Below are 12,490 nucleotides of genomic sequence, written 5' to 3' on the forward strand. Positions count from 1 at the left end.
ACCCCGCAGATGAACCTGACCTCCCTCCTCGTCGCCAACCGCGGCGAGATCGCCGTCCGCGTCTTCCGCACGGCCCAAGCGCTGGGCCTGACCACCGTCGCGGTCCACTCCGACTCCGACGCCGACGCCCTGCACGTCCGCGCCGCCGACGCGGCCGTACGGCTGCCCGGCGCGGCCCCCGCCGACACCTATCTGCGCGGCGACCTGGTCATCGCGGCCGCCCTCGCGGCGGGCGCCGACGCCGTCCACCCCGGCTACGGGTTCCTCTCCGAGAACGCCGACTTCGCCCGCGCCGTCCGCGCCGCCGGACTCACCTGGGTCGGCCCGCCGCCCGAGGCCATGGAGGCCATGGCCTCCAAGACCCGGGCCAAGGAGCTGATGCGCGCCGCCGGAGTCCCGCTGCTCGACCCCGTCGACCCGCACGCCGCCACCACCGCCGACCTCCCGCTGCTCCTCAAGGCCGCGGCGGGCGGCGGCGGCCGCGGCATGCGGGTGGTCCGGGACCTCGACTCCCTCAAGGAATCCCTCGAAGCCGCCTCCGCCGAGGCCCTGTCCGCCTTCGGCGACGGAGAGGTGTTCGCCGAGCCCTACGTGGAGCGCGGCCGCCACGTCGAGGTGCAGATCCTCGCCGACTCCCACGGCACCGTCTGGGCGCTCGGCACCCGCGACTGCTCCCTCCAGCGGCGCCACCAGAAGGTCATCGAGGAAGCCCCCGCGCCCGGCCTCCCCGAGGCCCTGCGCAGCGCCCTCCACGAGGCCGCCGTGGCCGCCGCCCGCGCGGTCTCGTACGAGGGCGCGGGCACGGTCGAGTTCCTCGTCACCGCCGACGGCCGCCCGTACTTCCTGGAGATGAACACCCGCCTCCAGGTGGAACACCCCGTCACCGAAGCGGTCTTCGGGATCGACCTCGTCGCCCTGCAACTGCGGATCGCCGAGGGCGCGGCCCTGCCCCTGCACCCGCCCGCGCCCGCCGGACACGCCGTCGAGGCCCGCCTCTACGCCGAGGACCCGGCCGCCGACTGGCGTCCCCAGACCGGCGTCCTGCACACCCTCGATGTCCCCTCCACGGTCCGCGTGGACACCGGCTTCACCGACGGGGACACCGTCTCCATCCACTACGACGCCATGCTCGCCAAGGTCGTCGCCCATGCCCCCACCCGCGCCGAGGCGGTCCGCGCCCTGGCCCACGCCCTCGCCGGAGCCCGGATCCACGGGCTGACCACCAACCGCGAGCTCCTCGTACGCTCCCTGCGGCACCCGGAGTTCGCGGCCGCCCGGCTCGACACCGGCTTCTACGAGCGCCACCTGCCGGCCCTCACCGAGGCCGCCCCGGACGACCGGGCCCCCGCGCTCTGCGCACTGGCCGCCGCCCTCGCCGAGACCGCCCCCGACCCGGACGCGTCCCTCGCCGCCCGCCTCGGCGGCTGGCGCAACCTCCGCTCGCAGCCGCAGAGCCGCCGCTACACGGTGGCCGGGACCGAGTACGAAGTCCGTTACCACCCGTCCCGCAGCGGCCCCCCGGAGCTCCTCGACCACCCCGGTGTGCGCGTCCTGTCCGCCGAGCGCCACCTGGTGGCCCTCGAAGTGGACGGCGTACGGCGGCTGTTCCACGTGAAACAAAAATCGAACACGGCCTACGTGGACTCCGTGCTCGGCTCCCACGCCCTGACCGCCGTACCCCGGTTCGCGGACCCGCAGGACCGCACCGAACCGGGCTCCCTGCTCGCCCCCATGCCCGGCACCGTCGTCCGCGTCGCCGAGGGCCTCACCCCCGGCAGCACCGTCACCGCCGGGCAGCCCCTGCTCTGGCTGGAGGCCATGAAGATGGAACACCGCATCCTCGCGCCCGCCTCCGGCACGCTCACCGCGCTCCACGCCGTCACCGGCCAACAGGTCGAATTCGGCGCCCTGCTCGCCGTAGTCCAGGAGGAAGCATGAGCTCCACCCCCGGCACCACGACCCTCGGCCCCACGCTTCTCGAAACAGAAGAGCACCAGGCCCTGCGCGCGGCGGTCGCCGCCCTCGGCCGCAAGTACGGCCGCGAGTACCTCGCCCGCACGGCCCGCGAGGGCGGTCACCCCGACGAGCTGTGGGCGGACGCCGCCAAGCTCGGCTACCTCGGGGTCAACCTCCCGGAGGAGTACGGCGGCGGAGGCGGCGGCATCGCCGAACTCTCCATCGTCCTAGAAGAACTGGGCGCCGCGGGCTGCCCGCTCCTCATGATGGTCGTCTCGCCCGCCATCTGCGGCACGGTCATCGCCCGCTTCGGCACCGAGGAGCAGAAGCGGGCCTGGCTCCCCGGTCTCGCCGACGGCACCCGCACCATGGCCTTCGGCATCACCGAACCCGACGCCGGCTCCAACTCCCACCGCATCACCACCACCGCCCGCCGCGACGGCGACGACTGGGTCCTCACCGGCCGCAAGGTCTTCATCTCCGGCGTGGACATCGCCGACGCCACCCTCATCGTGGGCCGCACGGAAGACGCCCGGACGGGCAGCCTCAAGCCCTGCCTCTTCATCGTCCCCCGCGAAACCCCGGGCTTCGCCTACACCCCGATCGACATGGAACTCCAGGCCGCGGAGAAGCAGTTCGAGCTCGTCCTGGACGACGTACGCCTCCCCTCCGACGCCCTGGTCGGCGACGAGGACGCGGGCCTGCTCCAGCTCTTCGCGGGCCTCAACCCCGAACGCGTCATGACCGCCGCCTTCGCCATCGGCATGGGCCGCTACGCCCTCGCCCAGGCAGTCGACTACGCGAAGACCCGCCAGGTCTGGAAGGCCCCCATCGGCGCCCACCAGGCCATCGCGCACCCCCTGGCGGCCATCCACATAGAACTGGAGCTGGCCCGCCTGATGATGCAGAAGGCGGCCCACCTGTACGACTCCGGCGACGACATGGGGGCGGGGGAGGCCGCGAACATGGCGAAGTACGCCGCGGGGGAGGCCTGCGTCCGGGCGGTGGACCAGTCCGTCCACACCCTGGGCGGCAACGGCCTCACCCGCGAGTACGGCCTCGCGGCGCTCATCGTCGCCTCCCGGGTGGCCCGGATCGCCCCGGTCAGCCGGGAGATGATCCTCAACTTCATCTCCCACCAGACCCTGGGCCTCCCCAAGTCCTACTGATTCCTTCTTGACGCGGAGCTCGCCCCGCTGCGCCGGACTCGGTCCGGCGGCGGCCGGTCGGCGTGCCCGCCACTGCCGCCTGGTGCGGGGGCCGGTGGGCGGGTGCGGCTGAGTCGGCCCTGCGGGGCGAGGTCCCCTCCCCGCCCTTCGCCCGTTCCCCGGGGCTGCGCCCCGGACCCCCGCTCCTCAAGCGCCGGAGGGGCTGTGTGCATCCAGCCTCGCCGGCGTTTGAGGCGCGGGGTCTGGGGCGGAGCCCCAGAGGGGTCCGGGCGCAGCCCGGGACCCCCTCCCAGCCCGCCCCGCGCAGCGGCACGCACACCCGCAGCGGCGCTCACCCCCGGCCCACCGAAGCCCGCCGCAGGCGACCCGCATACCCTCCCCGGAGGGGATCCCGACCGACCGAGCACCCCCTCCGGAGGAGACATGCCCCCACTGGTCCACGCCGCGCGAACGCCCGGCCTCACCACCCTCACCCTCGACTCCCCGGCCAACCGCAACGCCCTCTCCGCCCCCCTGGTCCAGGAACTCCGCACCGCCCTGGCCGCCGAGGCCGCCACACCGCGGACCCGGGCCGTCGTCCTCACCCACACCGGCACCACTTTCTGCGCCGGCGCCGACCTCAAGTCCCCCTGCGACCCGGCGGACTTCCTGGCCCTGCTCCGGGAGATCGCCGAGCTCCCCAAGCCCGTCGTCGCCCGCGTCACCGGCCACGTCCGCGCCGGCGGCCTCGGGCTGCTCGGGGTCTGCGATGTCGCCGCCGCCGGGCACGGGTCCACGTACGCCTTCACCGAGACCCACCTCGGCGTGGTCCCGGCCGTGATCTCGGCGCCGCTGCTCCCTCGCCTGGACCCCCGCGCCGCGGCCCGCTACTTCCTGACCGCCGAGGTCTTCGACGCCGCCGAAGCCACCCGCATCGGGCTGCTCACCCTCCACGCCCCGGACGGGGACGTCGACAAGCTCCTGGCCCCCGTCCTGGAGGGCCTCCTCAAGGCCGGCCCCGAGGCCCTGGCCGCGACGAAACGGCTGGTCACCGCCCCGGTACGGGCCGCCCTGGAGCGGGACGGAGCCGCCCTCACCGAGCTGTCCGCCCGGCACTTCGCCTCCGCCGAGGCCCGCGAGGGCATCAGCGCCCGCTTCGAACGACGGGATCCGTCATGGCTCAGCTGACGGAGACGGGCCCCAAGCAGGCCCGCAGCCGCGTCACCCGCCGCCACCTCCTCGACGCGGCCGTCTCCTGCCTCGCCGAACAGGGCTGGGCCGGATCCACCGTCGCCGTGGTCGCCGAACGCGCCGGCGTCTCGCGCGGGGCGGCCCAGCACCACTTCCGCACCCGCGAGGAACTGTTCACCGCGGCCGTCGAGTACATGGCCGAGGTGCGCTCGACGGCGCTGCTGGACCTGTTCCCGCGCGGCGGTACCGCGGCGGCCCGCGCCGACGTGGTCGGGGCGCTCATCGACCTGTACACCGGCCCGATGTTCCGCGCCGCGCTCCAGCTGTGGGTCGCGGCCTCCCACGAGGAGCAGCTGCGGCCCCGCGTGGCCGAGCTGGAGGCCCGCGTGGGCCGCGAGACCCACCGCATGGCCGTGGAGCTGCTGGGCGCGGACGAGTCCGTACCGGGCGTACGGGAAACCGTGCAGGGCCTGCTCGACATGGCCCGCGGCCTGGGCCTGGCCAACGTCCTCACCGACGACACCGCCCGCAGGGCGCGGGTGGTCGCCCAGTGGGCCCGGATCCTGGACACGGAACTGGGCTGAGACGGCCCCGGAAACGCGACGGGCGCCGCACCCCCGGGGGGATGCGGCGCCCGGCACGAGCGGCGGCCCTGTGCGGGGGCAGCCGACGCGGTCGCACCCTCAGGCGGTCTCCGCCATGTCCTCGTAGCCGGCGATCTCGCGCGGGTTGCGCACACCCGGCCCGGTGTAGCGGGCGGAGGGGCGGACCAGGCGGCCCGTGCGCTTCTGCTCCAGGATGTGCGCGGACCAGCCGGCGGTACGGGCACACGTGAACATCGAGGTGAACATGTGCGCCGGGACCTCCGCGAAGTCCAGCATGATCGCGGCCCAGAACTCCACGTTCGTCGCGAGCACCCGGTCGGGGCGGCGCGCGTGCAGCTCTTCCAGGGCGGCCTTCTCCAGCGCGGCGGCCACCTCGTAGCGCGGGGCGTCCAGCTCCTTGGCCGTACGCCGCAGCACGCGGGCGCGCGGGTCCTCGGCGCGGTAGACGCGGTGGCCGAAGCCCATCAGCCGCTCGCCCTTGTCGAGGGCCTTCTTCACGTACGCCACGGCGTCGCCGGTGCGCTCGATCTCCTCGATCATGCCGAGGACGCGCGAGGGCGCCCCGCCGTGCAGCGGCCCGGACATGGCGCCGACCGCGCCGGACAGCGCGGCCGCGACATCGGCGCCCGTCGAGGCGATGACGCGCGCGGTGAAGGTCGAAGCGTTCATCCCGTGCTCGGCGGCCGAGGTCCAGTAGGCGTCGACGGCCTTGACGTGGCGCGGGTCGGGCTCGCCCCGCCAGCGGATCATGAACCGCTCCACCACGGACTCGGCCTTGTCGATCTCGCTCTGCGGGACCATCGGCCGTCCCTGGCCGCGCGCGGACTGGGCGACGTACGACAGCGCCATCACGGCCGCCCGCGCCAGATCGTCGCGCGCGGTCCGCTCGTCGATGTCGAGCAGCGGTTTCAGACCCCACACGGGGGCGAGCATGGCGAGCGCGGACTGCACGTCGACCCGGATGTCACCGGAGTGCACCGGGATCGGGAAGGGCTCGGCGGCCGGCAGGCCGGGGTTGAAGGCGCCGTCGACCAGCAGACCCCAGACGTTCCCGAAGGAGACGTGGCCCACGAGGTCTTCGATGTCGACACCCCGGTACCGCAGCGACCCGCCTTCCTTGTCGGGTTCGGCGATCTCCGTTTCGAACGCGACGACTCCCTCAAGACCGGGTACGAAGTCGGACATCAGGCGGCTCCTCAAATAGTGCGAACACGCGCGGCTCCCGGCGTGATTCGCGGTCCGGCGCGGTCATCCCCGTTGATGCCCGGCACGGCCGATGGTCATCCGTTCGGGACCGTCGGACCGGCCCCAAGATTTTGTACGTTCCGCTTGGCGCGGGGAAGCGTGACATACGGCACAGTCGCGGACGCGCCGCTGCGGCAGGATGGCCGCGTGACCGATCAGCACCTTGACCCTGCCGACATGCGCAAGCAGTACCGCTCCCAGCTCGTCGCCGAGGAGAGCCTCGCCGAGGAGCCGATGGGCCAGTTCGCGCGCTGGTTCCGCGACGCTGCGGAGGCGAACGTCTTCGAACCCAACGCGATGGTCGTCGCGACCGCAACCCCGGACGGCCGCCCCAGCTCGCGCACGGTCCTGCTGAAGCAGTTCGACGAGCGCGGATTCGTCTTCTTCACGAACTACGACTCCCGCAAGGGCCGCGAAGTGGCCGCGAACCCCTTCGTCTCCCTGCTCTTCCCCTGGCACCCCATCGCCCGCCAGGTCATCGTCACCGGCACGGCCTCCCGCATCGGCCGCGACGAGACGGCGGCGTACTTCCGCTCCCGCCCCCACGGCTCCCAGTTGGGCGCCTGGGCCAGCGAACAGTCCACGGTGATCGAATCCCGTGCGGAACTGGACCGCCGCTACGCGGAACTGGAAGCCCGCTACCCCGAGGGCGAACAGGTCCCCGTCCCCCCGCAGTGGGGCGGCATCCGCGTGGTCCCCGACGCGGTGGAATTCTGGCAGGGCCACGAGAACCGCCTCCACGACCGCCTCCGCTACGTCCTGGAGGCCGGCACCTGGCGCGTGGAACGCCTCTGCCCGTAGCCGGGCGGGGTCTGGAAATGCAGGCGACCCGCGAGCTCGGGTTTCCCCCCTGCAGTGGGGGAAGCCGGCCGGACGTACCGGCGAGCTCGCGGGTCGGGTGACTGCTTGGGATTGGCGCCGGCGACCACGCCAGGCACCGCACTAGGTGCGTGCGACAGCGGGCGCTTTAGCCCGCAGCCACCTCACGCGTCCGGTTTCCGTACATTGCGGCAACCACCTCCCTTCTCGTGTGCCGCCACTGTAGGCACCCCCGCAGATCGCGCTCAACCGAATTTCCGGGCGAAATTTCGGGGGCGAATCCGCAGGCGCACCCAGGCGCACCCAGGCGCTCCGGAGCCGCCGGGTCATCTGGCGGACCTCGTCCTTCCCGACGTCGGCGACCAATCGCGCCGGGCATCATCCGGGCCGTCACAACTGGTTTTGTTTCCCGCTCAGGGAGGGTGAGGATGGCGCCGGGGATCAAGATCCGAGGGGGAGTCATGCCGGACGACGGGTTGCTGCGCGAGTACCGCACGAAGCCGGGGAACTGGGTGGTGTTCGTCGCGTTCTTCGGCTTGCTCGGGTTCTTCGCCCTGGCGACCTCGGAGTTGCCCTGGCCCCGCTGGGTGAAGCTGCTGGTGGGTGCTCTGATGGCGATCTTCGTCGGGTGGGTCCTGTACGCCAGGTCGCGCCGCTTCACCACCGTCGACCACCGGGGCATCGCCGTGCGCGACGCGGCCGGTGTGCGTCGCCTCGCCTGGGACGACATCCACGACATCCGTGCGGTGGACATCCCCCATGTGGACGGTGGCACCGCGCCCAGGACGATCGTGTACGCCTATCGCACCGACGGCCGGCGTTTGGGGCTGCCGTGCGTGGACGACGTCGAGCAGACGGCCGTCGGGTGGGAGGTCGTCAGCCTGCGGTCCATCCTGGCGGAGCGGCGCAGTGCCGACTGGGTGGAGGACCCGCGGGCCGAGCCGCGCATCGCCCGGCAGGCGGCGCGGTGGGAGAACGCCTACCGGTGGCTGTCCGGGTGGCGGATGCCCGTGGCGGGGGCCGTCATCCTGCTCCCGGTGCTCGCCGTGATCGTCTTCTTCACCGGCTCCTGACGGGATTTTTCGTCCCAATCCGCGGAAAGCGGTGTGGGCTGCGTCACGTTCCAGTTCAATGACGTGACGTGCCGCACACGCGAACACCTGCAGGGGGCCCAGGTGACTGCATCCGGACGTGACGAGACCGCCGACGATCTGCTCGCAGCGCTGCTCGACGGGATGGACGCGGCCTTGTGCGCGTTCGACGCCGACGGCGTGATCACCCACTGGAACCGCGAGGCCGAGCGGATCCTGGGGTGGTCGGCGATCGAGGCCGTGGGGCGCAAGGGGTTCGCGGGGTGGGCGGTGCGGGCCGCCGACGCGCAGGACGTGCAGGACAGACTCATGGCCGCCCAGGAGGTGCCGGGGCGGCAGGTGCACGAGTTCGCGCTGCTGACCAAGGACGGCGGGCGGGTGCTCGTGCGGACCCAGTCCGCCGGGGTGCCGGGCGCCGACGGGAAGCCGGCCGGGGTGTACTGCGCCTTCAGCGAGGTGCACGCGCAGATCGACCTGGAGCGTTCCATCGCGCTGAGCGAGGCGCTGATGGAGGACGCCTCCTGGGGCGTCGTCCTCGTGGACGTGGACCTGCGGCCGGCCGTGGTCAACGCCCATGCCGCCCGCGCTTTCGGCTCCGGCCGCACCACGCTGCTCGGGCGGCCCCTGGGGGAGCTGCTGGCGCAGGGGGTGGAGGAGCTGGAGGGGGCCCTGCAGCACGTGCTGGCCGAGGGGGCGCCCCCGGCCCCGGCGGAGCTGTGGGTGTCCGTACGGGGCCCCGAGGGCGTTCGGCGGCGGTGCTGGCGGTGCGGGTTCCTGCGCCTGGCGTCGCCGCTCGCGGAAGAACCCGTACCGCTCGGGGTCGCGCTGCTGTTCCAGGACGTCACCGAGGCCCGTCAGGCGCAGCTGGACACGGCGCAGCTGCGGTTCCGGTCGCATCAGCTGTACCGGGCCGGGCGGGCCGCCGCCGAGTGCGAGGACCCGGCCGAGGCGGCGGCCGTCCGGCTGGAGTTCGCGCTGGCGGGCTTCGCCGAGCACGCGCTGGTGGACGTACTGGAGCCGCTACGGGACCCCGCGCCCGTACGGCTGCTGCGCTGGGCGGCGTCCCCGCCCGGCCTGCCGGGGCTGCCCGAGCCCGGGGCGATCCCGGTGCGCTACGAGCCCGGCCACCCGGCGCTGCAGGCGCTGGACCGGGCCGGGTCGGTGCGCACCAGCGCGCCGCGCGGGCAGGCCGACGAGGCGTGGGCGGGCATCCGGCGCTGGCCCGAGGGCGCGGCGCACGGGCTGTGCACGGTGCTGCGCAGCCGGGGCCGGAGCCTGGGGACGCTGACGTTCCTGCGGGGGCCGTCGCGGGCCGCCTTCGAGCGCGCGGACGCGGCGTACGCGGAGGAGGTGGCGGCCCGCGTCGCGGCGGATCTGGACCTGGCGGGGCGGTAGTAGCCCCCCCGCGGCCTCCGCCCCCCGCCCCGCGGCGTGCCTAGTGGCGGAAGAAGATGCGGTCGCCGTACTCCTGCATCACGCGGCCGTTCCACTCGTGGCCGCCGTCGACGTTGCCCGAGCGCAGGAGCGGCGGTTCGACCCCGCGGGCGACGAGCTCGCCGGCCGCGGCGGCCATGACGGCCTGCATGATCGCGCTGGTCACGACGGTGGAGGCGGGGGCGAAGGGGGCCTCGATGCCCTCGTGGGTGAGTTCGGCGTCGCCGACCGCGATCTTGCTGTCGAGGACGATGTCGCAGTGGTCCTTGAGGAAGGTGCCGGAGACGTGGCGGGACTTGGTGTCGGTCGCGTAGGCCACCGAGGTGACGCCGATGACCTTGAGGCCGATCGCGCGGGCGTTCATGGCCATCTCGACCGGCAGCGCGTTGCGCCCGGAGAGGGAGATGATCACGAGGACGTCGCCGTCGCTGGCCGGGCTGCTGTCCAGGACCGCCCCGGCGAGGCCGTCGACGCGCTCCAGGGCGCTGCCGAGGGTGGCGGGCATGACGTCGATGCCGACGGTGCCGGGCACGGCGAGGAAGTTCATCAGGGCGAGCCCGCCGGCGCGGTAGACCACGTCCTGGGCGGGGAGCGAGGAGTGCCCGGCGCCGAAGGCGAAGAGCTTGTTCCCGGTGGCCACGGCCTCCGCGATGACGGTCCCGGCCTCGTTGATGCGGGCGGACTCCTCGTCCCGTACCCGCTCCAGCAGGCCGATCGCGGCGTCGAAGAACTGACCGGCCAGCTTGCTCTCGCTCATACGCCGATGGCCTTCCGGGGTGGGAGTGGGTGAGGTTGTCGTCCGTGTCCGCCGCTCACCGTGCGGTCTGGACCAAGGGCGTGTCAATACGAACTTCCATCCAGGGGGCGAAAGGCCCGGTGGGCGGCGTAATGAGAGGTGCCCGGAGGGGACGGAGGGGCGTTTCCGGGCAGTCCGGAACGGCCCTTGACGTCCTACACGGGACGGTTGTCGGCGTGATGGGTCAGAATTGGGGGCAGGGCCAGCGCACGCAATCCGAGGGGCACGAATGTCCGGACTGATCGATACCACGGAGATGTACCTCCGCACCATCCTCGAACTGGAAGAGGAAGGTGTGGTGCCCATGCGCGCCCGCATCGCCGAGCGGCTCGACCAGAGCGGCCCGACGGTGAGCCAGACGGTGGCGCGGATGGAGCGCGACGGCCTGGTGGCGGTCGCCAGCGACCGGCACCTGGAGCTGACCGACGAGGGCCGCAAGCTGGCGACCCGCGTGATGCGCAAGCACCGCCTCGCGGAGTGTCTGCTCGTCGACGTCATCGGCCTGGAGTGGGAGCAGGTGCACGCCGAGGCCTGCCGCTGGGAGCACGTGATGAGCGAGGCGGTGGAGCGGCGGGTGCTGGAGCTGCTGCGCCACCCGACCGAATCGCCGTACGGGAACCCGATCCCGGGGCTGGAGGAGCTGGGCGAGAAGGCCGAGGCCGATCCGTTCCTGGAGGAGGGCATGGTCAGCCTGTCCGAGCTGGACCCGGGCGTGGAGGGCAAGACCGTGGTGATCCGCCGGATCGGTGAGCCGATCCAGACGGACGCGCAGCTGATGTACACGCTGCGCCGGGCGGGCGTACAGCCCGGTTCGGTGGTCAGCGTGACCGAGTCGCCCGGCGGTGTGCTGGTCGGCAGTGGGGGCGAGGCCGCGGAGCTGGATGCGGACATCGCCTCCCACGTGTTCGTGGCCAAGCGCTGACGGACGGAGGGGCTGGGGGGTCGGGATCCGGGGAATCGACGTGCTGACGCACGGACGTTCGATCGGGTCGCCAGTGCGAGCGAATCGGACTGGTGTCGGCCACTGTGGACCGGTGCGGATCTGTATGGATGGTCCCGGCGCCTTTCGGCGCCGGGACCGGTCCTCCCCTGCTTGACCTGGAGCCCCGAGCTCTCAAGGTCATCCCTTCGGACCGTCTTCCCCGAGCGGTCCGCCTCCCTGTTGAAAGGATCTCCATCGGCAGCGGCGGTCAATCCTTGAGCAAGGTCACTCGAAAGAGCGGTGTTGCCGGCGAGAACCCCGTTTTCGAATACGGGTTCGATACTCTGGCCGGGAGTGAAGGGGGTGCATCTGCGGTGGTACGACGCCTCGATGTGACGGGGGCCGACGGGGTACGCCTGGCGGCCTGGGAGTTCAGCGAAGCGGCTTCGCCGTCGGGTGAGCCCGCGGCCCTCTTACTGCACGGCCTGATGGGCCGCGCCTTCCACTGGACGGGCACCGCCCGCTGGCTCGGCGCGAGCCGCCGCGTGGTGGCCCTCGATCAGCGCGGCCACGGCCAGAGCGAGCGCCCGCCAACCGCAGGCCCCGCCCACTCCGTCGCCTACGGGCGCGAGGCCTTCGTGGCCGACGCCGAAGCGGCCGTCGAGCAGCTCGGCCTGGCGCCGGTGACGCTGATCGGCCATTCCATGGGCGCCCTCACCGCCTGGCAGCTCGCGGCCCGCCGCCCCGACCTCGTAGCGGCCCTGGTCATCTGCGACATGCGGGCGTCCGCGCTGGGGGAGGCCTCGCAGCAGGAATGGGAGGAATGGTTCCGGCACTGGCCGCTGCCGTTCCCCACCCAGGACGCCGCCCGGCGCTGGTTCGGCGAGGACGACCCGCGGGTGGAGCGCCCCGACCCCGGCCGGGGCGAGTTCTTCGCGGAGGTCATGCACGAGGCCGACGACGGCTGGCGCCCCCTCTTCTCCCGCCGCCAGATGCTGACCGCGCGGGAGACGTGGGTACACGACGCGCACTGGGAGGAGCTCGCCCAGGTGCGCTGCCCGACGCTGGTCGTCCGCGGCCTGGACGGCGAACTGGGCCGGGCCGAGGCCCAGGAAATGGTCCGCGTCCTACCGGCCGGACAGTACGCGGAGATCCCGGACGCCGGCCACTACCTCCACTACGACCACCCGACGGCGTGGCGGGCGGCGGTGGAGCCGTTCCTGGAGGGCATCAAGGCCTCGGCGTAGGTGCAGGCCGCCCCCCCCGACCCCGAGGGGCTCGTG

The 12,490-nt window shown here is 73.1% G+C and carries 11 protein-coding genes; 9 read left to right on the forward strand and 2 right to left on the reverse strand.

The genetic code is table 11. The annotated features are described in order from the left end of the window. Positions 1 to 9: 9 nt before the first annotated feature. The 4 genes from OHA37_RS21370 to OHA37_RS21385 all read left to right on the forward strand — a co-directional run bounded on the left by OHA37_RS21370 (position 10) and on the right by OHA37_RS21385 (position 4,879). Positions 10 to 1,938: an acetyl/propionyl/methylcrotonyl-CoA carboxylase subunit alpha gene (locus tag OHA37_RS21370; protein ID WP_266912963.1), complete on the forward strand. Its 1,929-nt coding sequence runs from the start codon at positions 10 to 12 to the stop codon at positions 1,936 to 1,938. After that, positions 1,935 to 3,125: an acyl-CoA dehydrogenase family protein gene (locus tag OHA37_RS21375; RefSeq protein WP_266907581.1), complete on the forward strand. Its 1,191-nt coding sequence runs from the start codon at positions 1,935 to 1,937 to the stop codon at positions 3,123 to 3,125. The genes OHA37_RS21370 and OHA37_RS21375 overlap by 4 nt, the downstream gene beginning before the upstream one ends. A gap of 423 nt (positions 3,126 to 3,548) precedes the next feature. After that, the gene (locus OHA37_RS21380; protein WP_266907583.1) at positions 3,549 to 4,292 is read left to right on the forward strand and encodes an enoyl-CoA hydratase family protein; all 744 of its coding nucleotides are present in this window, start codon (positions 3,549 to 3,551) and stop codon (positions 4,290 to 4,292) included. Next, complete coding sequence (locus tag OHA37_RS21385; protein ID WP_266907585.1) at positions 4,280 to 4,879, forward strand: TetR/AcrR family transcriptional regulator; 600 nt, start codon at positions 4,280 to 4,282, stop codon at positions 4,877 to 4,879. The genes OHA37_RS21380 and OHA37_RS21385 overlap by 13 nt, the downstream gene beginning before the upstream one ends. 99 nt (positions 4,880 to 4,978) lie before the next feature. Here the strand turns inward: OHA37_RS21385 and OHA37_RS21390 are convergent, their stop codons facing one another. Beyond that, positions 4,979 to 6,085, reverse strand: coding sequence for a citrate synthase 2 (locus tag OHA37_RS21390; RefSeq protein WP_266907587.1), 1,107 nt, complete (start codon positions 6,083 to 6,085; stop codon positions 4,979 to 4,981). Between the two features lie 237 nt (positions 6,086 to 6,322). Here OHA37_RS21390 and pdxH point away from each other — a divergent pair, with 237 nt between their 5' ends. From pdxH to OHA37_RS21405, 3 genes are all read left to right on the forward strand, one after another. Further along, positions 6,323 to 6,946 (forward strand): pyridoxamine 5'-phosphate oxidase, encoded by a 624-nt coding sequence (gene pdxH, locus OHA37_RS21395; protein ID WP_266912965.1) that lies wholly within the window; start codon positions 6,323 to 6,325, stop codon positions 6,944 to 6,946. Between the two features lie 479 nt (positions 6,947 to 7,425). Further along, the gene (locus OHA37_RS21400) at positions 7,426 to 8,037 is read left to right on the forward strand and encodes a PH domain-containing protein (RefSeq protein ID WP_266907589.1); all 612 of its coding nucleotides are present in this window, start codon (positions 7,426 to 7,428) and stop codon (positions 8,035 to 8,037) included. Between the two features lie 102 nt (positions 8,038 to 8,139). Continuing rightward, positions 8,140 to 9,450, forward strand: coding sequence for a PAS domain-containing protein (locus OHA37_RS21405; RefSeq protein ID WP_266907591.1), 1,311 nt, complete (start codon positions 8,140 to 8,142; stop codon positions 9,448 to 9,450). 40 nt (positions 9,451 to 9,490) lie between these two features. Here the strand turns inward: OHA37_RS21405 and OHA37_RS21410 are convergent, their stop codons facing one another. Further along, on the reverse strand, positions 9,491 to 10,246 hold the full coding sequence (locus OHA37_RS21410; protein WP_266907593.1) for an SIS domain-containing protein: 756 nt from the start codon (positions 10,244 to 10,246) through the stop codon (positions 9,491 to 9,493). A 268-nt stretch (positions 10,247 to 10,514) separates the two neighbouring features. On the opposite strand from OHA37_RS21410, the gene OHA37_RS21415 reads away from it, so the two are divergent. Both OHA37_RS21415 and OHA37_RS21420 read left to right on the forward strand, forming a co-directional pair. Further along, positions 10,515 to 11,207 (forward strand): metal-dependent transcriptional regulator, encoded by a 693-nt coding sequence (locus OHA37_RS21415; protein ID WP_266907595.1) that lies wholly within the window; start codon positions 10,515 to 10,517, stop codon positions 11,205 to 11,207. Between the two features lie 374 nt (positions 11,208 to 11,581). Further along, positions 11,582 to 12,454 carry an alpha/beta fold hydrolase gene (locus tag OHA37_RS21420; RefSeq protein ID WP_266907597.1) on the forward strand — a complete coding sequence of 291 codons (873 nt, stop codon included), beginning with the start codon at positions 11,582 to 11,584 and terminating at the stop codon, positions 12,452 to 12,454. Positions 12,455 to 12,490 lie beyond the last annotated feature (36 nt).

Source organism: Streptomyces sp. NBC_00335, assembly GCF_036127095.1.
GTDB lineage: Bacteria > Actinomycetota > Actinomycetes > Streptomycetales > Streptomycetaceae > Streptomyces.